The sequence below is a fragment of the Nostoc sp. DSM 114167 genome (genome assembly GCF_052692655.1).
In genome coordinates, this window is sequence record NZ_CP195116.1 from 2,093,770 (window position 1) to 2,118,179 (window position 24,410).

Annotated in this window: 20 protein-coding genes and 1 riboswitch; of the genes, 15 read left to right on the plus strand and 5 right to left on the minus strand. The window is 41.7% G+C overall.

From position 1 onward, the window contains the following. The first annotated feature begins 214 nt into the window (after positions 1-214). The 4 genes from NSTC731_RS09040 (at position 215) to NSTC731_RS09055 (ending at position 5,349) form a co-directional block, all read left to right on the plus strand. Complete coding sequence (locus tag NSTC731_RS09040; protein ID WP_445630506.1) at positions 215-892, plus strand: hypothetical protein; 678 nt, start codon at positions 215-217, stop codon at positions 890-892. A gap of 360 nt (positions 893-1,252) precedes the next feature. Beyond that, on the plus strand, positions 1,253-3,091 hold the full coding sequence (locus NSTC731_RS09045) for a peptidoglycan D,D-transpeptidase FtsI family protein (RefSeq protein ID WP_445630507.1): 1,839 nt from the start codon (positions 1,253-1,255) through the stop codon (positions 3,089-3,091). Between the two features lie 248 nt (positions 3,092-3,339). Beyond that, a complete protein-coding gene (locus NSTC731_RS09050) occupies positions 3,340-4,437 on the plus strand; it encodes an iron-containing redox enzyme family protein (RefSeq protein ID WP_445630508.1) in 1,098 nt (365 codons plus the stop codon). Positions 4,438-4,653: 216 nt separating this feature from the next. Continuing rightward, positions 4,654-5,349: an SAM-dependent methyltransferase gene (locus NSTC731_RS09055; protein ID WP_445630509.1), complete on the plus strand. Its 696-nt coding sequence runs from the start codon at positions 4,654-4,656 to the stop codon at positions 5,347-5,349. A 348-nt stretch (positions 5,350-5,697) separates the two neighbouring features. On the opposite strand, the gene NSTC731_RS09060 is transcribed toward NSTC731_RS09055, so the two are convergent. Beyond that, entirely contained in the window at positions 5,698-6,861 is a 1,164-nt protein-coding gene (locus tag NSTC731_RS09060) for a DUF3466 family protein (RefSeq protein ID WP_445630510.1), read from the minus strand. A 35-nt stretch (positions 6,862-6,896) separates the two neighbouring features. Then, positions 6,897-7,889, minus strand: a complete 993-nt coding sequence (locus NSTC731_RS09065) for a glycerophosphodiester phosphodiesterase (protein WP_445630511.1) — start codon at positions 7,887-7,889, stop codon at positions 6,897-6,899. Positions 7,890-8,519: 630 nt separating this feature from the next. Here NSTC731_RS09065 and ovoA point away from each other — a divergent pair. Continuing rightward, positions 8,520-9,857 carry a 5-histidylcysteine sulfoxide synthase gene (gene ovoA / locus NSTC731_RS09070; protein ID WP_445630512.1) on the plus strand — a complete coding sequence of 446 codons (1,338 nt, stop codon included), beginning with the start codon at positions 8,520-8,522 and terminating at the stop codon, positions 9,855-9,857. A gap of 201 nt (positions 9,858-10,058) precedes the next feature. Here the strand turns inward: ovoA and ilvC are convergent, their stop codons facing one another. Next, positions 10,059-11,054 carry a ketol-acid reductoisomerase gene (ilvC, locus tag NSTC731_RS09075; RefSeq protein ID WP_445630513.1) on the minus strand — a complete coding sequence of 332 codons (996 nt, stop codon included), beginning with the start codon at positions 11,052-11,054 and terminating at the stop codon, positions 10,059-10,061. Positions 11,055-11,338: 284 nt separating this feature from the next. Here ilvC and NSTC731_RS09080 point away from each other — a divergent pair, with 284 nt between their 5' ends. The 7 genes from NSTC731_RS09080 (at position 11,339) to NSTC731_RS09110 (ending at position 19,009) form a co-directional block, all read left to right on the plus strand. Beyond that, the gene (locus NSTC731_RS09080) at positions 11,339-12,208 is read left to right on the plus strand and encodes a DNA adenine methylase (protein ID WP_445630514.1); all 870 of its coding nucleotides are present in this window, start codon (positions 11,339-11,341) and stop codon (positions 12,206-12,208) included. Continuing rightward, entirely contained in the window at positions 12,175-13,308 is a 1,134-nt protein-coding gene (locus NSTC731_RS09085; protein ID WP_445630515.1) for a DNA methyltransferase, read from the plus strand. The genes NSTC731_RS09080 and NSTC731_RS09085 overlap by 34 nt, the downstream gene beginning before the upstream one ends. Positions 13,309-13,498: 190 nt before the next feature. Continuing rightward, positions 13,499-14,431, plus strand: a complete 933-nt coding sequence (locus NSTC731_RS09090; protein WP_445630516.1) for a DUF4349 domain-containing protein — start codon at positions 13,499-13,501, stop codon at positions 14,429-14,431. Positions 14,432-14,665: 234 nt separating this feature from the next. Continuing rightward, positions 14,666-16,021: an NAD(P)/FAD-dependent oxidoreductase gene (locus NSTC731_RS09095; RefSeq protein WP_445630517.1), complete on the plus strand. Its 1,356-nt coding sequence runs from the start codon at positions 14,666-14,668 to the stop codon at positions 16,019-16,021. Positions 16,022-16,277: 256 nt separating this feature from the next. After that, positions 16,278-17,513, plus strand: coding sequence for an LL-diaminopimelate aminotransferase (locus NSTC731_RS09100; protein WP_445630518.1), 1,236 nt, complete (start codon positions 16,278-16,280; stop codon positions 17,511-17,513). Positions 17,514-17,690: 177 nt separating this feature from the next. Further along, positions 17,691-18,329 carry a Uma2 family endonuclease gene (locus tag NSTC731_RS09105; protein WP_445630519.1) on the plus strand — a complete coding sequence of 213 codons (639 nt, stop codon included), beginning with the start codon at positions 17,691-17,693 and terminating at the stop codon, positions 18,327-18,329. 134 nt (positions 18,330-18,463) lie between these two features. Further along, entirely contained in the window at positions 18,464-19,009 is a 546-nt protein-coding gene (locus NSTC731_RS09110; protein ID WP_445630520.1) for a hypothetical protein, read from the plus strand. Positions 19,010-19,143: 134 nt separating this feature from the next. On the opposite strand, the gene NSTC731_RS09115 is transcribed toward NSTC731_RS09110, so the two are convergent. Together NSTC731_RS09115 and NSTC731_RS09120 are read right to left on the minus strand one after the other, a co-directional pair. Further along, the gene (locus NSTC731_RS09115) at positions 19,144-20,472 is read right to left on the minus strand and encodes a voltage-gated chloride channel family protein (protein WP_445630521.1); all 1,329 of its coding nucleotides are present in this window, start codon (positions 20,470-20,472) and stop codon (positions 19,144-19,146) included. 95 nt (positions 20,473-20,567) lie between these two features. Beyond that, positions 20,568-20,651, minus strand: a riboswitch (Fluoride riboswitch). A gap of 30 nt (positions 20,652-20,681) precedes the next feature. Further along, on the minus strand, positions 20,682-21,869 hold the full coding sequence (locus tag NSTC731_RS09120) for an MFS transporter (RefSeq protein WP_445630522.1): 1,188 nt from the start codon (positions 21,867-21,869) through the stop codon (positions 20,682-20,684). Between the two features lie 201 nt (positions 21,870-22,070). On the opposite strand from NSTC731_RS09120, the gene NSTC731_RS09125 reads away from it, so the two are divergent. The 3 genes from NSTC731_RS09125 to NSTC731_RS09135 all read left to right on the plus strand — a co-directional run bounded on the left by NSTC731_RS09125 (position 22,071) and on the right by NSTC731_RS09135 (position 24,371). Continuing rightward, complete coding sequence (locus NSTC731_RS09125; RefSeq protein WP_445630523.1) at positions 22,071-22,595, plus strand: Chromate resistance protein ChrB; 525 nt, start codon at positions 22,071-22,073, stop codon at positions 22,593-22,595. Positions 22,596-22,866: 271 nt separating this feature from the next. Beyond that, a complete protein-coding gene (locus NSTC731_RS09130; protein WP_445630524.1) occupies positions 22,867-23,736 on the plus strand; it encodes a zinc metalloprotease HtpX in 870 nt (289 codons plus the stop codon). A 230-nt stretch (positions 23,737-23,966) separates the two neighbouring features. Then, positions 23,967-24,371, plus strand: coding sequence for a hypothetical protein (locus tag NSTC731_RS09135; protein ID WP_445630525.1), 405 nt, complete (start codon positions 23,967-23,969; stop codon positions 24,369-24,371). The last annotated feature ends 39 nt before the right edge of the window (positions 24,372-24,410 follow it).

Consider the following 24,410-nt stretch of genomic DNA (forward strand, 5'->3'; position numbering starts at 1 on the left):
GGTGCGATACCTAAAAGGTAAGCTGTCCAGTTTCTAATCGCTGATTGCAATTGCATATCTAGGCGATGCAAACATTGATACAGCTACCTATCAAAAAAGTTAAAAGGTATAGTCTGTTATGTGTGCTGGTTGCACAGAAGGTGATTTAAACCTTAGCAAAAAAGACAATCAATCTAAAAGTGCAGTATTTTCCATCTAAAAAATTTAAAAATTTATGGTAGTTGCTCGTAAATCTACTGTTTCTACAAGGGGTAATTGGTTCCGGCGAGATTCTATCCTTTCTTTAGGAAGGCGACGTTCTGCGCCTATGGAGTCAGCAGCAGGGAGTGCTTCTACACCAGTATCGTCTTCAAGACAACAGCGTTCCTCGAAAAATTTAGCGGTTTCTCCCACAAATAAGGCAGTTATAGCTAAATCGGTGAAAGAGTTGGGTAGACAACAATTACCACTCAACGAACAGTTGAATGCGAACCAAAAGAGTCCGGAGGAAGGTTTTCTTGGGCTTCCCACAATGCCTAATTCTGGAGCTGCACCTTTGTGGTTGTTGCGCTTGTATACCTTTCATCGTTATTCGTCAGTTGTGGCGTTCTTGTTAGTAGCATCGACACTTGCTGTTTATGGTTGGACAGTCTATTCTCAAGAGCTTTGGGGTCAGTCATATCGCAGACTGCAAAACCTCCAACGTCACGAACGGCTGCTAACGACAACCAACGCGACGCTGAAAAATAAAATGGCTAATGAAGCAGAACAACCAACAGCAGGGCTGGTATCACCAACTCCTGAAGGGGTGATTTTCTTGCCTCCCGCATCTGGGAGTCCTAAATCAGCATCGCCTAACACAACGCCAAATTCTGAAACCCAAGCGCATACACTCTCGCCACTGGGATATTAATCTCTAAGAGTCATTAGTCATTAGTCATTAGTCATTAGGACTGAGACTTCTGGTTAATCACAAAAGGCAACAGACAAAGCGCAAAGTCGAGCCAGTCACTTGGGCGGGTTCCCCGACTTGTGCGTTAGCGATAGCGAAGTGTAAAGCCTTCTCTACGAGAGGCTGCGCCAACGGCATGGCTTCGCTTAGAGCAAGTCCTCGAGCGTCAGCGGTAGCGACGCAGGAGCGTCACTGGCGTTGAGCGGAGGTTTCCTTCGTTGGCGTAGCCCGCCGCAGGCATCAGACGCCACTTGCTTCAAGCCGGGAGACCCGTCCAACGCAGTGGCTTAACTTTGTAAGAGAGGACAAAGGACGAACCCAATGCAGAAGTCACCAAGCAGAACAAAATTCAGAAAGTTTCAAAATCCAGCATTCACAAGCCAACAAAAGGGTTATAAACGAGGGCTTTTGGGAAAATTAGCCTCTAGTATGCAAGACCAAACATCCAACACTAAGTCCCGACTGTTCATCGTTTGGGGCGTATTAATGGCATCAGGGTTGGGGTTGGCCATTAACTTGTATAATCTCCAAATTGTCAAGGGGCCAAAGTTAACTGAGTATGCACGCAACCAACAAATGGTGAATGTGCGACCTTTTATGCCCCGTCGCCCAGTGGTAGATCGCAATAGCGATCTGTTGGCTATTGACCGCCCTGTATATACTTTGTACGCTCACCCCAAGCTGTTTGATAAATCTAATGAAGAGATGGCAGAGCGACTTGCGCCAATTTTGGCAAAAGATACTGCTGAATTGGTGAAAACTTTTGAAAGCAAAAGAAGCGGAATTATACTTGCGCCAGCCTTACCAGAAGAAATTATCGATCGCGTCATTTCTTTGCGTTTAAATGGCTTGGAGTGGGCTCAAAAATACTCCCGATATTATCCGCCAGATGATTTGGTTGCTGATGTGGTGGGCTACGTGAACATTGACCGCCGCGGTCAAGCTGGTGTGGAATACTCTCAAGAGAAGTTGCTAGAACGTCCTGTGCAAACGGTACGGCTCAGTCGGTCGGGAAATGGGGACTTAATGCCCGATCGGGCGCCCGAAGGTTTTTTGCATTTTGACGATTTGCGATTACAACTGACTATCGATAGCCGTCTGCAACGAATTGCTCGGATTGCGCTTAAACAGCAGATGCAGAAGTTTGCCGCCAAACGTGGAGCGGTAATTGTCATGGATGCATTGGATGGTTCCTTACTGGCCCTAGTTTCTCAGCCTACTTATAATCCTAATGAATATGCTAAATCTGATATTTCACTATTTAAAAACTGGACAGTAGCGGATCTTTATGAACCGGGATCGACTTTTAAGCCTTTGAATGTGGCGATCGCTCTGGAAAATGGCATCATCAAACCAGATGATATGTTTAATGATTCTGGTTCGATTCGAGTCGCTAATTACACCATCAAAAATGCCATGAATAATGGTAATGGGCGAATCAGCATCGCTCAGATTTTGCAATATTCTAGCAATATTGGCATGGTGCAAATTATCCAACGTTTAAAGCCTTCAATTTATTACAACTGGTTAGAACGATTGGGATTAGGACAAAAAGTTGATACAGATTTACCTTTTGAAGTCGGCGGACGGCTCAAAAGTCAAGAAGAATTTATCGCTTCGCCAATTGAACCAGCTACTACTTCCTTTGGACAAGGCTTTTCTATGACACCCTTACAGCTAGTGCAAATGCACGGTGCTTTAGCTAATGGCGGTAAGTTAGTTACACCCCATGTAGTTCGCGGGTTGATTGATAGCAAAGGGCAGATGCATGATTCACCCACTCATACTATCCCCCGGCAAATTTTCTCAACTGCAACAACTCAAAAGGTTGTGGAAATGATGGAAACTGTTGTTACTCAAGGCAGCGGTAAGCCGGCGCAAATTCCGGGATATCGCATTGCTGGTAAAACTGGTACAGCCCAAAAAGCTAGTCCCAATGGCGGATACATCAAAGGGGCGAGAATGACCAGTTTCGTGGCTATTTTACCCGTGGAATCTCCTCGCTATGTAGTGTTTGCACTGGTGGATGAGCCAAAAGGAGAAAGTGCTTATGGTTCTACTGTCGCCGCGCCAATTGTGAAGTCGGTGATCGAAGCACTGATTCCTCTTGAGCAGATTCCGCCTAGTAAAGCGATCGAGCAACAGAAGGGAGTGCCGTAGGGAGTGGCAGGGGGAGCAGGGAGTGAGGGAGTGAGGGAGTTAGGGGACAAGGAGATAAACAAAACTCCTAACTTCTAACTCTTAACTCAGCACTCAGCACTCAGCACTCCTAACGCCCAATGCCCCTTACCTTTGAAACTTAATTTTTCTTTATAACCAGGGAAAGAGGTACAGAAAGCTACTGGTGTGGAAACCTAGATATTAGAGGTGAAAGTAATTTCTCACTTTTCCAAAGTACCGAAGATTCCATGCAAAGCAATTTAGTTATATTTCCTAAGACTGAGGCTGCGAAAAATAGCACGCAAACTAAAGAAAGGACAATTACCAAATACGACCGTGCCCAGGAGCAATTTATAGAACTGCTAGCAATGGAGGATTTGGATCGTCAACTGGATGCAAATCCTTCAATAGCCAGTGAGTTTGAACAGGCGCTCTCTATGGCAATTGGGGCTGCTTATGGAAACGATCGCTCTGATGAACAGGCTCACCGTTTTCTCCAACGGATACTTTATCGAATTAATCGGCTAAAGCTTTTTTGGTACGACGATTTGCGGCATTATAACAATGAGCGATCGCTATATTTGCAATCTTGTCGCAACCAAATTGAAGCTGCTTGGCAACAGTGGGAACTAGCACAAATCAATGTGGCTGCACTACAACAACTCGATGTCAAACAAGCTTTAATTGAGCGTGCATCTGCTGATTTAAATCCGCCTTTATCGGAGAATAGCCGCTACATTCGTGAAGAAATGACTGAAGCTGGCTATCGTCACTTGTTAGCGATCGGTTCCTTTGATGGTTTGGTGGAAGGTAGCCGTCTTTGCTATGTATTGGGTGGTGCTGCTAATGAAGTGCAGTGTACGCTGGTGCGAGTACTACTAGAAGAGTACGGCAATGGTCGTTTAGCCCGCAAGCACTCGACTTTTTTTGCTCAAATGCTGGCTGAGTTTGGAATGAACACTGAACCAGAAGGATACTTCGATTTAGTGCCTTGGGAAGTCTTAGCTTGCGATAATCATAACTTTTTGACTACCGATCGCAAACGCTATTTCCTGCGTTACAGTGGCGCGTTGACATTTTTTGAAGTGGCTGGCCCTGCGACTTACAAAAACTATCTGGCGGCGGCGCAACGCTTGGGACTCTCAGAAGCAGCGATGGGTTATTGGGAACTACACATCAAGGAAGATGAACGCCACGGTCGTTGGATGTTAGATGATGTAGCTTTGCCTTTGGCAGAACGATATCCCAATGATGCGTGGGAACTGCTGCTTGGCTATGACCAGGAGAAACAAATGGGCGATCGCGCTGCTCGTGCTGTTGTGCGATCGATACGCGAAGCAGAATAAGCTGCCTTATTTGTATAAGCAATCTAAAAAATCAAAAATAGCAAGTTATTATTAGCCTTTTAATTTGACATCCTTAAATCATTTTATTGCTAATTCACTTGCGCTCAGATTTCTTTAGCAATCCTTTGCTAAAGGAAAAGTTTTTTTGCCTGAATACAAGGTAACAAACAACCACCTATTACATTGATTATACCTTACACCTGGAAATTAAATCAAATGAAAGATATCTTTTTTTGTCCTGAAGAATCTAATTTCTACTCAAATTGTTTAGAAAGCTTTGTGATCAGAAATTGTAAAAATTCTGAATCTATTGTGGAGTTTGGTTCAGGAGATGGCAGCCCTGTAATTAATTCCTTATTGAGAAACAAATTTGATGGAGTCATCCAGGGATTTGAATTAAATACTTCTGCATGGAAAGTCGCAAATTCAACCATCGATGAATACAATCTTACTAATAAATACATTATCCACAACTCTTCTTTGTTTAATTCTTCTCAACCCGATGCTGAGTATCTTGTAGCTAATCCGCCCTATCTACCCGCACCAGATAACGACATTTATATGCCGCTTCTGTTTGGGGGTGTAGATGGAGCCACAGTTACCAACGAGCTTTTATCGTTAGGTTATGAAAATGTATTGGTTTTAATATCTAGCTTTTCTAATCCAATCAATACATTGAACATAGCAAAACAAAATGGTTATTATGTTCAAAACTTCATGGTTTTACCTTTAAAGTTCGGCTACTATAGCTCTGACCCCAAAGTGAAGAAGCACATCGAAAAACTCCAAAAAAATCAGATGGCATTTTATTCTGGCGATTATTATTTTTTAGCTGGAGTTTTATTTAAAAAATCCCAGGAGTCTGTAATTGATTTATCTAATCAATTAGCTCAGGTGATGACTAGTTTGTGAAAATAAAGAACAACTTAAGTGATGTTATCTCTTGCTTAAAGTACAGATGTGTCTCGAAGCGTGGCTTAGAGACATATCCTTAAAGATTTTCAACCAGCATTTTTATAAATCCATATTCCCAAGTAATCATTTTGTCTGCCTGAAGTTATTGCATTAACTTCTTTGTTATATAGGACTCGTATTTGATTGCGTGGAAAAACTCAGTACATATTTATTCCTTCTTCCCTATTCCCTATTCCCTGTTCCCTGTTCCCTATTCCCTCCCTATTGCGCTTACGCTGCGCTTCTCTGCGAGACGCTTTGCGAACGCGCACCACGCAAATAATTTTTCCGAATCAAAGCGGATTCCTATATGGCTGCACTTTTAGAGTGAGGTTTGCGCTTAAGTGCTGCAAATAAAATTACACCAGCGCCGAACGACAAAATAGGAACACCTGAAGTTGGTTCAGCTACAGAGACAGATGAGATTGGCGTCAAGAGGAAGGCGTGTAATTCACCATTAACTGCACCACGACCGACAATTTGCCCCTTATTATTAATGGCAGATGCCGCTGTTAAGGTAAAGCCACCCTCTGAGCCAGGAGCAATCAGGTTATTTAAGTCGTACATAGTGTTATCACTATAAAGAAAAGCCCGTAAACCATTGCCGTCTGCGGCAAAAAAGTTATTGTTAGTACCAGAAAATCCGACTACTTGACCTAAATTATTGATCCCCAAACCAGTACTAAACAAATCTGTAGGACGTAACCTACCGAGGTCTTGGAGTCCCGTGCTGGAACTATACAGAAAAGCACGAGTATCATTTACGCCAGTGAGTCCCGAACTACCAACTACTTGTCCTGAGTCATTAATATCATTTGCTTGACTATACCTGTCACCAGGGAGGGTACCGAGATTAGTGATTACACCCTTGTCGGATAAAAAGGCTCGGCCGGAAGAACCGAAAATGCCAACTACCTGACTTAGATTATTTATGCCATAGGCAACATAATTTTCTTTTAAGTTATTGTTAATAATAGTCGTCGTACCATTGCTGTATAGGAAAGCGGCTCCGTTGGGAAAGGCAAGTTTTGGGAATATACCGCCACCAGTTGTACCGCCAACTACCTCACCTGAGTCATTGATGGCATAAGGAATGCCTTTAAGACCAGTATTTTGCGTTGTTCCATCACTGTAAATAAAGACGTTATTATCACCGTCGGTCTTACCGATGGAATTACCAACTACTTGCCCCAAGTTATTGATACCACTCACTGCAAGTATATTATCCCCAGGTAACGGACTAATTTTTTTGACCGAACCATTACTGTAAAAAAAAGAACTGTCCAAAGAATTAATCGCTACTTCACCTGAGTCATTAATGTCTGTAGCATAACTGTAGGCTTTTCCTGCAAGATTACCTAAGTCAGTAACTGAGTATAAAGATACCGCCAATGCCGACTTAGATGCAGTCAGACTGATTGCGGTGAAAGTTATTGCTGTTATACAGGATTTCCACTTAAGTAAAACCATGTTATCTTGCCGTGATTTTCTATTCCCTTACCAAATTACCACTGAAGAGTACGGTGGCAAGCTGCCGTATCTGGGTAATCGCTAAATACGCCATCAACACCTAAGCTGAAAAATAATTCATATTCACCTTGAGGATTTCCTTGAAAATCCAATGGCAAAAAACAGTCTTCATTGCGGAAAGTCCAGACATGAACCAGCAAACCAGCCGCATGAGCATCTATCACTAATGATGTAGGCGAACGCAATTTACCATTGTTGTCTCTAGGAACCAGTAAATTTTTGTGAATCCCAATCGCTTGTGCATATTTGGCAATTTCTGCTAAACCTGATGCTGTGACTAAATCTGCATAAGTGCGTTCGCAGCCGCTAACGACAAAATCATAAGGTTTACCACTGTTATTGAGCAATTGCACTAGAGGTAAATCAGTCTTTGTGGATAAATCTTGTAAATTACCGACTTCAAAAGACTGAATAAAAACAGGTGCGTTAGCTCCCTGATAACCGTTGGCTGTTAAAGTTGCAAGTAGGGGTGCTTCTAAGGCTAACCCAATAGATTGAAAGTAAGTTGGGTGCTTCGTTTCTGGGTAAATGCCAATCGTCCGATTAATTTCGCCACTTTTAACCTTGACTAAATTGATGATTTCTTGCAGCGTGGGAATTTCTAAAAGTCCATCATAAGTGGTATTTTGCGATCGCAGTTGGGGAATTCGCTCTTTAGCTCGTAGTGTTTTCAATTCTTTTAAGGTAAAGTCTTCAGTAAACCAGCCAGTTTTTGATTCGCCATCAATTATTTTAGTGGTTTGCAGGTGAGCAAATTCTGTATGAATTGCAACGTCGGTGGTTTCAGAAATTTCATTTTCGTGACGAGCAATTAAAATACCATCTTTAGTGGAAACTAAATCAGGTTCGATATAATCAGCCCCAAGTGCGATCGCTAATTCATAAGCAGCTAAAGTATGTTCTGGACGATAGCCGCTAGCACCTCGGTGTGCAATAATAATTGGAGATGTATCTTGCATTGTAGTCATTACTTTACCCACCTGAGTAGGACGATGCAAACAATTAAAGGTTTGTAGTGAGGGCTTCACTACTCAACCTACAATTATTTTTCCCTTAATTTTAAATAAGTTAAGACAAATAAAACCCTCTTTAGAGAGTTGTAATTTTTCATTGGTAATAAATAGTTTCAAGAGTCTTTAGATTTAATCATATATAGCAGAATTCAAAAGTAAAATAGCCTTTATGTCTAACTTTGAGACGAATAGTGTGTACTACAGTTAGCCGCAATCTGCTGTAGTTATATTGATTACCACTGAATGATTTCTTGGCTGAGAGTTTAATTATTCAACAAATATTAAATTATTCAAAACCCCAGAATTACTACACTAAATCGATGCAGTTTTAGTACTATTTAAAAAACTAATATTAAATAATAAGTATTGCTATTAAATAATAAATCTGTCATATTTAAGAATCTTATTGATTTCTGCTTAAATCCTATTGTGTTTAACACATCCGATAAGATTAGTATTTTTTTTCAAAAAACTTAGTACATATTGTTTTTTTTCGTATTTTTTACTTATGCAAGTAAATTCAGGAATCAAATTGGAATTATAGATAATTAATTTGTTTCATCGTTCACTAATAGGAATTAGACCATGAATAGTCTACAATCTGCTAAACCTCCAAAACTTGATAGTTGTAATAACCAAGCGATCCTCAATTACTTTGAGAATGCTTGGCAACTGGAAGATATATTATTGAAAAGTCTAGTTGGGGAAGAGACATTTTATCTCAATCCTGACCCTTTGAGAAATCCTCTAATTTTTTATCTGGGACATTCGGCTGTTTTCTACATCAATAAATTAATTCAGGTAGGGTTATTAGAAAAACGCCTCAATCCAGAGTATGAGATTTTGTTTGAAATTGGAGTAGATCCAGAAAAACCAGAAGAGTTGAATGCAGCGATCGCTCATCTGGAATGGTCGCAAGTTGCACAAACTTGGGAGTATCGAGAACAAGCATATTCTGTAATTTCTGAACTAATTAAAACCATCCCAATTACTTTGCCAATTCATCCCAATCATCCTCTTTGGGCTTTAATGATGGGGATTGAACACCAGCGTATTCACATTGAAACTTCTTCGATGTTAATTCGTCAACTACCAATTGAGAGAGTGAAACGTCCTCAAAATTGGCAATATGCTCCTTTTAATGGTTACACTCCTCAGAACGAAACGATCGAAGTTGCTGGTGGGGTAGTAAAACTTGGTAAAGCTTTAGATGATTCAACTTATGGATGGGATATTGATTATGGCGATCGCACTGTTGAAGTTGCACCCTTTTTCGCTAGCAAATATCTGATTACCAATGCCGATTTTATTTATTTTGTCAAGGCTGGTGGTTACGAAAATCAAGAATATTGGGATGAAGAATCTTGGGATTGGAAAACTCGATACGGTATTCAAAGTCCCAAATTTTGGTTACATGAAAATGGTAGCTACAAATATCGAGCTATGTTTGATGAAATCGACTTACCCCTAGATTGGCCTGTAGAAGTCAATCATTATGAAGCAATGGCTTATTGTCGTTGGCAAGGGAAAGATACTCGTTTAATGAGTGAAGCAGAATACCATTTAGCAACTTATGGTAATAGTTTATTAGATGATGTAGAAAATTATAATCTCAATTTCAAATTTGGCTCCCCTAGTCCTGTTGGGATGTTAGAAACAGCCAAAAGTTCTTCGGGATTGTATGATTTACGTGGGAATGTTTGGGAATGGTTAAATAATAACTTAAACCCGCTTCCAGGATATCAACCTCATTTTCTTTATGAAGATAATTCTGCGATATTTTTTGATGATAAACATCAAATGATGTTAGGAGGATGTTGGATAACTAATGGTACAGAAGCTTTAAAATATTACCGCAACTGGTTCCGTCCCAATTTTTATCAGCACGCTGGTTTTCGGATTGTTCAAGATGTCAAAGATTAACAGAATATGCCTCAGTCGCATACTATAGCGGTTTGCAGTTGAGTCCAATACAGACCTAACCCCCAACCCCTTCCCTACTAGGGAAGGGGAGTAAGATTCAAAACCTCTATCCTCTTAGGAGAGAGGAATGGAAGTGAGGTCAAAACTGTGCTGCTTCTAAGCAATTGTGTGTTTAAACTAGTGAAAGCACAACTTAAGTGCTTAAGCCTTTTTCAACCAGCTAAACATAGCCCGTAAATCTTTACCAACTTCCTCAATTTTGTGTTCAGCTTCTTTACGACGCATGGCGGTAAATCCTGGTTTACCAGATTGGTTTTCCAGAACAAATTCTCGTGCAAATTGCCCAGATTGAATTTCGCCCAGAATCTTCTGCATTTCAGTTTTGGTTTGTTCGGTGACAATTCGCGGGCCACGGGTATAATCGCCATATTCAGCCGTATTAGAAATACTGTCGCGCATTTTGGCTAAACCGCCTTCTACAACCAAGTCAACAATCAGCTTGACTTCATGCAGACATTCAAAATAAGCCAATTCTGGTTGATAACCAGCTTCTACCAAAGTTTCAAATCCGGCTTTGATTAAAGCACTCAAACCACCGCACAATACCGCTTGTTCGCCAAATAAATCTGTTTCAGTTTCTTCACGGAAAGTAGTTTCCAGAACACCGGCACGAGTACCACCGATACCTTTAGCATAAGACATAGCGCGATCGCGTGCCTGATCACTGGCATCTTGATAAACTGCAAACAGCGCTGGTACGCCTTCACCACTTTCATAAGTCCGTCGTACCAAATGCCCCGGTCCTTTTGGTGCTACCATCACCACATCAACGTTAGCCGGTGGTACAACTTGCCCAAAGTGAATATTGAAACCGTGAGCAAAAGCCAACACATTCCCTTCTTCTAGATTGGGTTCAATCTCGTTTTTGTAAATCGTTTTTTGAACTTCATCAGGTAACAAAATCATGATGAAATCAGCAGCATTGGCCGCATCGGCAACATTTTTCACAGTTAACCCAGCTGCTTCAGCTTTTGCAACTGACTTACTACCCGGATATAGTCCCACAATCACATTCAAACCACTATCTTTGAGATTGAGAGCGTGGGCATGACCTTGGGAACCATAGCCAATGATAGCAATAGTTTTTCCAGCCAAAAGGTCTAAATTGGCATCTTCGTCATAATACATCCGGGCCATAGAAGCATCTCCTGTCAGCAAGCATCATCATTTCTTGGCAGGCTTACGATTGTACCCCAAATTGAGTAACACAGATGAACTGTTAACGAGAAAAAGGCCAAGTTGATGAGCGATACTGCAATGGTGGCGATCGCCTTACCGAACAAGAATGATAGATTATTCTCTGAAAAAATAATGTAAGTATTCTTGTTTGTTTATACTTTATTTCTCAACACTATATAATAAATTGCGTTTTACCCTTATCCTCGGTTTCGGGTAAAGCACTCCCTTTGAGGTTGACTTTCATGGCAAAGAAAATTGCATTTGGTTGGTATGGCGGCAAGTACAGTCATTTAGACTGGCTCTTACCCTTGTTGTCAAAAACGACCCACTACTGCGAACCCTTTGGCGGTTCAGCAGCCGTGTTGTTAAACCGGGAGCCTTCGCCTGTGGAAACCTACAATGATATTGATGGTCAGGTAGTCAACTTTTTTCGCGTACTACGCGACCAAAAAGACCAACTCATCGAGGCGATTGGGTTAACGCCGTTTTCTCGTGAAGAATTTCGGATTGCTATTACCAAAGAAGAAAAGAGTTTGTCCGACTTGGAAAGGGCTAGACGATTTTTTGTCCGGGCCCGACAAGTGAGAACAGGCTTGGCACAAACCGCAAGTCAAGGACGATGGGCGCACTGCAAACTTACTAGCCGTGCTGGAATGGCTGGTGCAGTTTCCCGGTGGCTGGGCAGTGTTGAGGATTTGCCCGAAATCGTGCAACGATTGCTACGCGTCCAAATTGAGAACGACCGAGCAATTGATATTATTCGACGCTACGATAGTCCAGAAACATTATTTTACTGTGACCCCCCCTATCCGCACGATTCCCGTGGGGATAGCAAGGCTTACGCTTATGAAATGACCGATGACGAACATCGGCAACTAGCGGATGTTTTGCGTTCAGTTAAAGGTAAAGTTGCCCTTTCAGGCTATGATTGTTCGTTGATGCAGGAACTATATGGTGACTGGAACTGCATTAAAGCACCCCTGAAGCACTGCCATTCTATCAAGGAGTTACGGCAAGAAGTACTTTGGGTCAATTATGACCCGACAATCTCCACGCTTACTGTTGAAGAAATCGCTCCATGTCCACAACCCCAGCAGCTATCCTTGATGTAGCCTTACAAAAAGCCGAAGCATCGATAGTTCAACCGATTGTCACCAACCCCAGCATTGCCGAAAAAATTGACTATGTATCGCGCTATGTAGGCAATCGTGCTGTGGTTCGTTTGTTACTTGCCTGCTCTTTGGCAACGGTTCACCGTGGGAATGTTGATATCCGCAAGCCTTACACCGAAATAGGCACATCAGATGCTTACTCTGGGCGCTACTACGATGAAAGCTACATCACTGCCTTCATCAACAAGCACGAGCTGCCTTGCAATCCCACAACTGCGTTCCTCACCCCTGCATTACGTAACCGCAACATCACCTTGACCCCAGCAGTCAATCTGGTGGGACGACCGCCGAAACTCTACGAAGCCGCCCTGGAATTACTTGATGATGTTCATCAAGGCAGGATAACTGCTGAGGATCTGTTAGCAGAAACTATTCGCTGTTTGATTGTTGCTCGGAACGAGAAGCGGCAGCGCATGGAAACACTGCTAGCCGACTTGAAGAAATCCGAAGACGCAATACCTCTGTCAGCAGAAGAAATCGTTACACTCCTGCAACAGCATTTGGCTTGTCGAGGTTCAAGCCGCCTTCCTGTACTAATTGTTGCTGCTGCCTATCAAGTAGCAGAACAATATATTGGGGAGCGTTTTTTACCTCTAGAATCCCACAACGCCGCAGACGAGCAGACTGGGGCCTTAGGAGATTTGGAAATTACTTTAGTTGATGATGAGAAGGTGATTACCAGCTATGAAATGAAGACCCGGCGTGTCACCTTAGCGGATATTGACCGTGCCTTGCAAAAAATCAACAGCACAGGCAAGCGGGTTGACAACTATATTTTTATCACGACGGATGCGATCGAAGAAGGTATTTCCGAATATGCCTCAAGTATGTACGATCGCACAGGTGGCATAGAGATTGTGGTTTTGGATTGTATCAGCTTTATACGCCACTTTCTGCATTTGTTCCATAGGCTGCGATCGCAATTTTTATCAGCCTATCAACAGCTAGTGCTAACAGAACCAGACAGTGCCGTTAGCCAACCTCTAAAAGAAGCTTTTTTAGCATTGAGACAGGCTGCTGAAAGCGCCAGAGAATTTTGATCGACAGATACCGTAGGGGATTCTGAATTGGTATAAAGGCAGATTTGCAAGCAGTGATCGCAGATCCAACTTGTTTTCAAAATCAAACAATATAAAAATGACAAACCCTGTTACATAAATTGCAACAATACAGGCTTTGAGTTCTTATTCAGTAATACTAGGGTTAACTTCATCTATCTAGGGGTAGATTATGTATACTGCGACCAAATTACCGCGCACATCTGCTTTATTTATAAGTGCGTTATTGGGAGGGATGATTTTCACTAGTTGCGCCTCTTCCCAACAGACAGCAAGTAAGTCTGCATCTCAGTCTGTACCTCAAATTGCAGCTAATGGCGGGGTAAATCAATTAAGTGCCCGTGAAAACAATATTTCCCAAAAGGCGGAAGCTGCACCAATAGCGCGTTCTCGTCCCCAACTCATCAAAAAGGCAGCAATCTCTTTGACTGTCAACTCTGTAGATAAGACTATTGATGCTGTTTCGCAAATTATTAATCAACAGCAAGGGGATTTAATCGGGTTGAAACAACAACAACCCAAAAACGATAACCCGCGTTACACAGCAACAATCCAATTGCGGATACCACAGGATCGGCTAGAACCTACTTTAGAACAATTAGCTAAATTGGGCACTGTTAATAGTCGTAATATCACTGCTGAAGATGTAGGCGATCGCCTGGTAGATTTCCAAGCCAGATTAACTAATTTGCAAAAAACTGAAGCCAATTTACAAAAAATTATGGATCGGGCTGGTTCTATTAGAGATGTGCTTAGTGTTTCTCAAGAACTGAGTAATGTCCGGCAAACCATAGAACAAATTGATGCCCAACTGAAAAACCTCAAAAATCAAGTTGCTTATTCCACAATTACGCTGAACCTAGAAGCAGCAGTTTCTAGTACCAGCCCTCAACCTGCTTTGGGTTTGCAAGTTAAGGAAACTTGGAATAACTCTACCCATTCTTTGAGTGCATTTTCCGTTGGCTTACTTAAACTGGGTATTTGGTTAATTGTTTACAGCCCCTATTTGTTAATTTTTGTTGCTCTTATCTATGGCTTTAGGCGTTGGCGGCGAACTCATTCACCACGTTTGACACAAACACCAGAGTCAACTATTTCTGACTAAACTTGCATAAATTCTACATTTACCTCTGATAAATCTACATAGATAAACAAAAATTGAAAGATTTCAAACTCTTATTGTCTGTACCTTTCTCTTAAACAATTTTGTTTATCCTGTAGTCTCGATTACTTTAATACTTTTTCAAATGTAAAGAGCAATACAAAATATATGATGACAATTTTGATACAAATCTGTTAAGAATAGTTACAATAGTCGGCATACACGATAATATTTCTTATGGTAAATTCACTTGACAATAATCCACCCCATAAAGTAGTAATCGTTGGCGGTGGTTTTGGTGGACTTTATGCAGCAAAAACACTCGCCAAAGCGGCAGTAAACGTTACTCTGATTGATAAACGTAACTTTCATCTATTTCAACCCCTTTTATATCAAGTCGCCACAGGTGCGCTATCTCCGGCTGATATCTCCTCACCGTTGCGTTCTGTTCTCAGCAAGAGCAAGAATACAAAAGTGCTGCTGGGAGAGGTAAATAACATCGAGCCAGAAGCGCAAAAAGTGATTGTGGGTGACGAAGCAATACCTTACGATACGTTAATTGTCGCCACAGGTGCGAAGCATTCCTACTTTGGCAAAGACAACTGGGAAGAATTTGCTCCCGGCTTGAAAACTGTAGAAGATGCGATAGAAATGCGTAGCCGGATTTTTTCAGCCTTTGAAGCCGCAGAAAAAGAAACCGATCCAGAAAAACGCCGTGCTTTGTTAACTTTTGTAATTGTGGGTGGTGGCCCAACTGGTGTAGAGTTAGCTGGTGCGATCGCCGAATTAGCAAATCAAACTCTCAAAGATGATTTCCGCAACATCGACACATCAGAAGCCAAGATTTTGCTATTAGAAGGTTTAGATCGGATTTTGCCACCCTTTGCACCAGAGTTATCACAAGAAGCGGAAGCATCACTGACGCGCTTGGGTGTGGTTGTGCAGACAAAAACGTTGGTGACAAATATTGAAAATGATATTGTTACCCTCAAACAAGGCGATGAAGTTAAAGAAATTGCCTCAAAAACGGTATTATGGGCGGCAGGTGTGAAAGCTTCCGCAATGGGAAAAGTTCTAGCAGAACGCACAGGTGCAGAATGCGATCGCGCTGGACGGATTATCGTTGAACCTGACTTAAGTATTAAGGGACATCCGAATATTTTTGTAGTTGGCGATTTAGCAAATTTCTCTCATCAAAATGGTAAACCCCTACCTGGTGTTGCACCTGTAGCGAAGCAAGAAGGTGAATATGTAGCAGCATTAGTCCAAAACAGGCTTGCAGGTAAAAATTTACCACCCTTTACTTATACCGATCATGGTAGTTTAGCGATGATTGGGCACAATTCTGCTGTGGTAGATTTGGGCTTTACCAAGCTGAAAGGTTTCGTTGCATGGCTGTTTTGGCTATTTATTCACATCTACTTCTTAATTGAATTTAACAACAAATTAGTAGTAATGATTCAGTGGGCATGGAGCTATTTCACCCGTAATCGTGGAGCAAGATTGATTACAGGAAAAGAAACCATCACGGAATTTGTAATTAGCGATCGCAACAATTATTCAGCCGATAATAAACAGCCGATAAATGTCTAATTGGGCATGGGGCATTGGGTATGGAGAAGATACAAGGTAGACAAGGAAGAGGGGGGAGACTTGGGAGAGAGTTGTTCAATAATTCCCCCTTGTCCCCCTTGTCCCCCTTGTCCCCCTTGTCCCCTTGTCCCCTTGTCCCCTTGTCCCCTCACTCCCTCACTCCCTCACTCCCTCCCTCCCTGCTCCCCATAACAAAGTTATCGCCCTCATCAATTAGCAGTAAGCTGTTTGAGGGCGTTTTTTCATAATCTAGATAATGGCAACTATTAACGACAACTACCTGAAGCTGAAAGCGGGTTATCTGTTTCCAGAAATTGCTCGGCGGGTGAATGCCTTTGCAGAAGCTAACAGTAATGCTAAAATCATCCGGCTGGGTATTGGTGATGTTACCGAACCTCTGCCGGAGGCTTGCCGCACAGCGATGATTAAAGCTGTAGAAGAAATGGGCGATCGCAATACTTTTAAAGGCTACGGGCCAGAGCAAGGCTACGCATGGTTGCGGGAGAAAATTGCTACTCATGATTTCCAAGCACGAGGAGCCGACATAGATGCTTCCGAAATCTTTATCTCCGACGGTTCCAAGTGCGATACAGGCAACATTCTAGAAATCTTCGGTCATAACAACACTATAGCCGTTACTGACCCAGTTTACCCTGTGTATGTAGACACTAACGTTATGGTGGGAAATACTGGGGATGCCAACGATAAAGGCGAATTTGAGGGTTTAGTTTATCTACCAATTACAGCTGATAACAACTTCACCGCCGAGATTCCGTTAAAGAAAGTCGATTTAATTTATCTCTGCTTTCCCAATAATCCCACTGGCGCAACTGCTACCAAGGAATATCTCAAAACATGGGTAGACTATGCCAAAGCTAATAACTCGATTATTTTCTTTGATGCAGCCTACGAAGCTTATATTACCGATCCGTCGATTCCGCACTCAATTTATGAAATTGAAGGTGCAAGAGAAGTTGCGATCGAATTTCGGTCTTTTTCCAAGAATGCAGGTTTTACAGGAACCCGTTGCGCGTTAACTGTAGTACCAAAGACACTCACAGCAAAAGCCGCCGATGGTTCCGATGTCGAACTGTGGAAACTGTGGAATCGCCGCCAGTCTACCAAATTTAACGGCGTTTCTTACATCGTCCAACGGGGAGCCGAAGCAGTTTACTCCGAAGAAGGACAGGCACAAATCAAGGGATTGGTGAGTTTCTATCTAGAAAATGCCAAAATTATCCGCGAAAAACTCACAGCCGCCGGATTATCAGTTTATGGTGGCGTGAATGCACCTTACGTTTGGGTAAAAACGCCTAATGGTTTATCCAGTTGGGAATTCTTTGATAAGCTGCTGCAAACTGTCAACGTTGTGGGGACACCTGGTTCTGGCTTTGGTGCTGCGGGTGAAGGTTACTTCCGCATATCGGCGTTTAACAGCCGGGAGAATGTGGAAGAGGCGATGAAACGGATTACCGAGAAGTTTAAAGTGTAGAGCGATCGCTTTTAGCCACTTTTGTTAAACTCATTCTATTAATCTAAAGGTTACGGTGGGCTGTATTATCCACCGCAACCTAATAGATTTTGAATTTTGAATACTTCTCCTGGCGGAGAGGCTACGCCAACGACAAGCTCAGTACAAGTTTTGAATTTTGAATTGGAGCGAAGCGACGTGACTACTGCTATTCCCGTTTTTAAAGCTGTTAGCCGGATGCAGTTAGCACCTGGTAGCACAGTGACAATTCCAGATGTTAGCTGGGAAGAATTTGAATCTATATTACAAGAATTGGGAGAAAAAAGAACTACCCGAATTGCCTACAGCCAGGGTACTTTAGAAATTATGGCTCCTTTACCAGAACATGAAATACCCAAAGATTTAATTTCTGATATTGTCAAAATATTGCTGAAGGCTAAAGATATCAGATATCAACCTTTTGGTTCCACCACCTTTAAACGACAAGGTGTAGCAGGAGTTGAACCTGATGCTTGCTTTTATATTCAGAATTATCAACAAATGATTGGTCATCGCCGCTTGCAGCCTGATGATCCGCCGCCAGATTTAGCAATTGAAACTGATGTGACATCAAAAACTACTCTTGATGCTTATGAAGCCATTGAAGTTCCAGAACTATGGGTTTACGACAGTGGAAACCTTTCTATTTATTTGCTGAAAGAGGGAAAATATATAAAATTTAACACCAGTCCTAATTTTGAAGATATAGCGATTACTGAGATGATCCCTGCTGCTGTGGAACGTAGTTGGCAAGTAGGAAGTTTTCAAGCTTTAGAAGAATTGGATGCTAGGATTTAGTAAATAAAATACGTAGTAGAACGTGCAAGGGATAAATTCAAAAAATGCCAAGCTTAATAGTTTGTATCTTTATGTTAGTAGTCATACTCAAAAGCTATACTTTAGTTTCTAATCTATTGCACATATAGATATTTATGCAAAACGTTTTCGGAATCGGTCGTTTAAATGCAAATCCTCACTACTATAGCTACTTTCATTATTTACTTTTTAATGAAGATGGCACTGTAGATATGGGATCTGGAGCAGGACAAGCAATTATTGTTACCGCTCAAGGAAAGTATTCAGTGTCAAAAATTGCTGAAGCTTCATTTAGTATAAAATTTTATGAATTAATTGAAACTAATCATTATAGCCACAATGGTAATATTGGCGATAAAATTAGAGATATTGAGCCGTTTGGTGTCAGAGTAACAATAGAAAAAGGAACTTTTGCTTTTGAGCAAGAAGTTATTTGGAACATAAAAAATGAAGAAGAGCATCCATGCTATTTATTTACATCAAGGTATGTATTTGATTGCGATCCTCTCAGCTTTTCTAAAGAAAAAAGCAAAAAAAATGCCTATTATTTAATAGAACAAAAAGACTTCTATGAATCTGAAAAATACTATTATCCTCAAGCTGAGTGCAAAAAATTGATATTCAAAGAATTACAAGAGCTAGGGATTACGCCGATTTATTGAGATCCTGATAGGATTGGTTAAAACTTCCCATTCTCTAGATTAAGATAAAGTGCGATCGCCTTCACGTTGTGCTTGTCAACTTAGCATTTTAAGTAAGTTTGGCAGAATGACTTTCTGGCTCTGAATACATAGAATTATTCCTGAGAATTACCTCCTTCTTTTTCACCATCATCAGGTAAATCAATTTTCGGTTGCCTATAATTAGCCAAAGTCACCCCTTCTTCTAAATATACAGCAGAGTATTTACTCAACCCAATACGCTGTGCAGAATAAATTCCAGAATGACCTGAAAATAAATAGCTCACTACACAGCCAATACCAATAAATAACCCCGATTCCAGACCAAATAATTCAATTCCCATTAACGTGGATGCCAATGGTGTATTTGCTGCACCCGCAAATACACCCACAAATCCCATTCCTGCTAACAGTGGTGCAGGTAATGCTAAAAGCAACGATAAAGCATTACCTAAAGTTGCACCAATAAAAAACAAAGGTGTCACTTCTCCTCCTTTAAAACCTGCTCCTAAAGTTAAAGCAGTCAGACCCAATTTTGCTGCAAAATCCCAAGGAGGTAGTTGAGTGAAAAAAGAATCAACAATAGTAGGTATACCAAGCCCAATGTATTTAGTCGTACCACTCAACCCAACAATTACTGCTATCATCGCACCGCCTATCAAAAGACGCAGTGGAGGATAAGATATTTTTGCTTTAAATAAGTGGCTAATTTGGTGAGTTACTTTAGCAAAAAATCTCGCGATAATTCCAAAAATTGCACCTGCGATAATCGCAGAAATCAATCCCCAAATTGTGAGCGTCGGTATAGAGGGAGCGTGTCGGTATGCAGTATGATTTAAACCAAATAGTAAGGTTACTTGATTTCCGACGATCGCAGCAATTAAAGAAGGAAAAAGAGCATCGTAATGAATTCTACCAATCGCTAAAACTTCTAGACCAAATACGGTTCCAGCTAAGGGAGTACCGAAAACTGAAGCGAATCCCCCACTGATACCTGCCGTTAACAAAATTCGCCGATTAGCCCCTTGGAAATGCAATATTTTAGTTAACTGGTCTGCCAAAGAAGCACCCATTTGTAATGCTGTACCTTCACGACCGGCTGAACCACCAAAAAAATGGGTAAGGTCTGTTCCTAGTAAAACAAGAGGAGCCATACGAAAAGGAATAATCTTTTTGGGGTTATGAATTTCTTCGAGTAAAAGGTTATTTCCTGCTTCTACAGTCCGACCAAATTGATGATAAATCCAACCACTTAAGAAGCCACCAAGAGGAAGCAAGGCGATAATCCACCGATGTGATTCTCGCCAATTAGTTGCCCATTCTAATGATGCTAAAAGAGCCGCCGAGGCCGTTCCAGCAAGAATGCCAACGACAAAGGAAATAGGCAACCACTTGATTAGATCGGGTAAGGCAATAAATGGTTCAAACTGACGAAAGTGTTTCATACCATGACTCCTTGAGGTGCGATTTGTAGACAGATACTTTCTACAGGGGAGTCAGGTAATGCATTTAGCCAAGCCCTACTCTCCCGCAGTTAGCAAGGAAAGTAGGAGCCATCAGCCTTCCAGTGATGAATTTTAGGACTGAAAAGGCGGTTTCGGCGAGCTCCATCGCCATTGATTTGATTTCAAATCAAGGATACCATTTTTGCTTTTCAATATTTGTTTTTTTGAGTAACTAACAATAATACAGCTGCCAATGCAAACAAGCTCCCAGCAATAAATGTCGCCTCTGCTCCCAGTGTTTGCCACAACCCACCAGCTAGCAAACTGGCAGGTAAAAGCGCTAATCCCACAGCTAAGTTGAGGAATCCAAAAGCAGTGCCACGCAGATTTGCAGGTATACTATTTGCTACTAGCGCTAACAGCAATCCTTTACTCATACCCAAATGCAGACCGTAAAGGGCAAACAATCCCCAGGCTTGCCAAGGTGTCTGCACAAAAGCGAAACCCAGATAGACTAAAGCGTATAGGAGAAATCCACCCACCAGTAACCCAAATTTACCGACGCGATCGGAAAGTATTCCTAATGGGTAAGCGCTCAATGAGTAGGCGATGTTCATCACCATTAATGTCAATGGGATGAGTGAGGCAGAAATGCCTGTTTGTTCAGCTCGCAGTAATAAAAAAGCATTGCTAGAGTTACCTAAATTGAATAGTAATGCCACTATTACAATTACCCAGTATCCTTGACCCAAACTGCGTAAAGCTTCCCATTGCAGAGGGTTGCTTCGATTTCCTTGAGTTTCACTTGTTTGTGGTTCGCGCACTCCCACTGTTAATAAAGCGACTGCGAAGAATCCAGGAATGAGTGCTAGCCAAAAAATCAAGCGGAAGTTGTTTTCGGAAGCAGTTATCAGAGCAAATGCTGCCAAAGGCCCCAAAAATGCTCCGATAGTATCGAGGGATTGACGCAATCCATAAGCTGCACCGCGTACATCTGCATTAGTAGAATCGGCAACTAAGGCATCGCGGGGCGCTACCCGAATACCTTTACCAACGCGATCGCCAAATCGAGCTATTAACACCCCAGTTGGACTGGTAGCTACAGCAAATAGTGGTTTAACAAAGGTGGATAAGCCGTACCCAAACACCGCTAATCCTTTACGATGTCCGAGATAATCACTCAACGCTCCCGAAAAGATTTTTAAAACTGAAGCTGTTGCTTCTGCAATGCCTTCGATGATGCCCACAGTCAAAACATTCGCCCCTAAAACTGATACCAAAAATAAGGGCAATACAGAATTAATCATCTCAGAGCTAATATCTGTCAGCAAACTGACAAATCCCAATACCCAAACAGTGCCGGGAATTGTCTGGACAAATTTATTTTGTAGTTGCATATTTCCTGTTTAACTGACTGGCTTTTACTACATCAACTCTGTAACCCTTGAGAACCAATAAGTGAGCTTCCGACTTGATGATTCAGACTCATAATTTTTCTGGAATGCAACAGTTGTTTCATAAGTAGACTAACAATAAAATCAATTTAATGCAACACCTGTTACAATCTATCTATGGACAGAAAGTGTTGGAACTTATTGGTGTACAAAGTACCCGCACAGCCTTCAACGCAACGGGTGTATGTTTGGCGTAAACTCAAGGGCTGGGGCGCACTTTATCTACAGCAGTCGGTGTGCGTGCTACCGCATAGAGAAGACTTGCAACAATATTTGGCAGAATTGAAAGCAGACATTACAGCAGGTGGTGGTGAAGCAGATTTATTGACTATTTGGATTGATGAACCCGAGCAAAACGCTATGTTGGTAAATCGTTTTCACCAACAGGCAGATCGAGAATATCAAGAGTTTTTGGGGCAATGTCGGGATTTGCATAGCGAATTGAGCGAGGAACGGAAAATAGGTAATCTCACCTTTGCAGAATTAGAAGAGAACGAGGCGGAATTAAATAAATTGCGTTCTTGGTTGTCAAAAATCCGCGATCGCGATTTGTTTGATGCCCCAAAATACTCACAAGCCACTGAAGCTTTGAAGGCGTGCGAATTGGATTTTCAGCTATTTTCCCAACAGATATATCAAGCACAAGGAATAGACTCAGAATCTTTATAAGTAAATGGATCTTAACTAATAGTTAGGCATAGCTCAATCTAAGCATCACACTCGTAATTCCTGCCTAGATAAGCAATTTATTCCTATAGATAGATGCGTTTTTACTATCTATAAATATTTATTCTATGACTAAAACTTAAGTAGGAAAACCGTACTTATCTGATAGGTTTTCTCTACCATATATCTAAGTTTAGCTGGATAAAATCAAAATGTAGCTGAAGTAATGCTGTTTTCTGAAAAATTTACACAGCATTAGCAGGAGAGCAAAAACATGACAAATCAATTGAAAACGGCTACTTTGCTTGCGGCATTAAGTGGTCTTTTGATTGCAATTAGTTACTGGGTAATTGGCGGTTCTAGTGGCTTGATTATCGGCATTGGCTTGGCAGCAGTCACAAATCTATTTTCTTGGTATCAATCAGATAAAATTGCCCTAGCAGTATACCAAGCGCAACCTGTGAGTGAAAGGGAAGCACCAGGACTTTATCGGATGGTGCAGAGATTGAGCGATCGCGCTAACATTCCCATGCCTAAAGTTTATATCGTTCCTAGCCCTGGTGCTAACGCTTTCGCTACAGGGCGCGATCCAGAACACGCTGCTGTGGCTGTCACTGAAGGTATTTTAAATATGTTGCCAGAGGATGAACTCGAAGGCGTTATCGCCCACGAGCTAACCCATATTATTAATCGTGACACTCTCACTCAAGCTGTTGCTGCTACTGTGGCTGGTGCGATCTCATTCTTAGCTCAAATGGTTAGTTACAGCCTATGGTTTGGCGGTGGTTCGCGAGATGACAATAGAGGTGGAAATCCAATAGGAGTTTTATTAACAGTCATGCTTGCGCCACTGGCTGCGACAATTATTCAGCTAGCAATTTCGCGCACGCGAGAATTTTCTGCTGATGCAGGTTCTGCTAGATTAACTGGTAATCCTCGCGCCTTAGCTAGGGCATTGCAACGCTTAGAAGCTTCAGCAAAGCAAATGCCTTTAAATGCTAATCCAGCTTATGAGCCGTTATTAATTATCAATTCCATCTCTGGACAGTTTTTGGGTAACTTATTCTCCAGTCACCCGGCTACAGAAATGCGAGTTGCAGCATTGCTAAAATTAGAGCAACAACTGCCAACAAAAGCTTATTAATTTGTCATTAGTCACTTGTACTGAGTTTCGGCTGCGCGGCAATCGAGCGACTTGTACTGAGCGTAGTCGAAGTAAGTCGAGATTCAACTACCGCGTAGTCGTTGGCGCAGCCTCTCGTAGAGAAGTATTAGTCATTAGTCATTTGTAAAATAAATCAATGGCTAATGACTATTAAGATAGGGTGCAATTTTTATTGGAGAGTAAACTTTGCAATTAAGGATGTTTTAAGTATGAATTCTAACAATATCGAATCTACTGAATCCATAGTAATTGTAAAAATAAGTTCTGAAACCGACAAATTAGTGGAAACCGAAATGGCTGGTGAAACTGATGAGGTGAAGCGCGAAACCAAAGCGTTGATTGAGGCGCTAAAAAGACGCGCTCAAGCTGAGGCTGATTCAGCAGGTACTCTCACCCGTGAAACCTATTTGAAAGTTGTGCGCCAAGCACGGGAATTAATTGAAGGAAGGAAAGTGATAGAACGCGATCGCTTAGAAAACTCTTGGGCGGTAATTCAGGATGAAGCTGAAAGAAACTGGCACTTATTGATGAAAGACTTAGTAGACTTCAGCTTTCGCGTGCAAAAGGCGGCTATTGCTGCTTGGGAAACCTTCAATAACCCTTACTCTCGTTAAATAGGGTGCGATCGCAGAAAACTGAAGTGACTTATTTGG

Excerpts from the sequence above, each read along its gene's own strand:
- NSTC731_RS09040 (WP_445630506.1), top strand. The coding sequence starts at position 215 with ATGGTAGTTGCTCGTAAATCTACTGTTTCTACAAGGGGTAATTGGTTC.
- NSTC731_RS09045 (WP_445630507.1), top strand. The coding sequence starts at position 1,253 with ATGCAGAAGTCACCAAGCAGAACAAAATTCAGAAAGTTTCAAAATCCA.
- NSTC731_RS09050 (WP_445630508.1), top strand. The coding sequence starts at position 3,340 with ATGCAAAGCAATTTAGTTATATTTCCTAAGACTGAGGCTGCGAAAAAT.
- NSTC731_RS09055 (WP_445630509.1), top strand. The coding sequence starts at position 4,654 with ATGAAAGATATCTTTTTTTGTCCTGAAGAATCTAATTTCTACTCAAAT.
- NSTC731_RS09060 (WP_445630510.1), bottom strand. The coding sequence starts at position 6,861 with ATGGTTTTACTTAAGTGGAAATCCTGTATAACAGCAATAACTTTCACC.
- NSTC731_RS09065 (WP_445630511.1), bottom strand. The coding sequence starts at position 7,889 with ATGACTACAATGCAAGATACATCTCCAATTATTATTGCACACCGAGGT.
- ovoA (WP_445630512.1), top strand. The coding sequence starts at position 8,520 with ATGAATAGTCTACAATCTGCTAAACCTCCAAAACTTGATAGTTGTAAT.
- ilvC (WP_445630513.1), bottom strand. The coding sequence starts at position 11,054 with ATGGCCCGGATGTATTATGACGAAGATGCCAATTTAGACCTTTTGGCT.
- NSTC731_RS09080 (WP_445630514.1), top strand. The coding sequence starts at position 11,339 with ATGGCAAAGAAAATTGCATTTGGTTGGTATGGCGGCAAGTACAGTCAT.
- NSTC731_RS09085 (WP_445630515.1), top strand. The coding sequence starts at position 12,175 with ATGTCCACAACCCCAGCAGCTATCCTTGATGTAGCCTTACAAAAAGCC.
- NSTC731_RS09090 (WP_445630516.1), top strand. The coding sequence starts at position 13,499 with ATGTATACTGCGACCAAATTACCGCGCACATCTGCTTTATTTATAAGT.
- NSTC731_RS09095 (WP_445630517.1), top strand. The coding sequence starts at position 14,666 with ATGGTAAATTCACTTGACAATAATCCACCCCATAAAGTAGTAATCGTT.
- NSTC731_RS09100 (WP_445630518.1), top strand. The coding sequence starts at position 16,278 with ATGGCAACTATTAACGACAACTACCTGAAGCTGAAAGCGGGTTATCTG.
- NSTC731_RS09110 (WP_445630520.1), top strand. The coding sequence starts at position 18,464 with ATGCAAAACGTTTTCGGAATCGGTCGTTTAAATGCAAATCCTCACTAC.
- NSTC731_RS09115 (WP_445630521.1), bottom strand. The coding sequence starts at position 20,472 with ATGAAACACTTTCGTCAGTTTGAACCATTTATTGCCTTACCCGATCTA.
- NSTC731_RS09120 (WP_445630522.1), bottom strand. The coding sequence starts at position 21,869 with ATGCAACTACAAAATAAATTTGTCCAGACAATTCCCGGCACTGTTTGG.
- NSTC731_RS09130 (WP_445630524.1), top strand. The coding sequence starts at position 22,867 with ATGACAAATCAATTGAAAACGGCTACTTTGCTTGCGGCATTAAGTGGT.
- NSTC731_RS09135 (WP_445630525.1), top strand. The coding sequence starts at position 23,967 with ATGAATTCTAACAATATCGAATCTACTGAATCCATAGTAATTGTAAAA.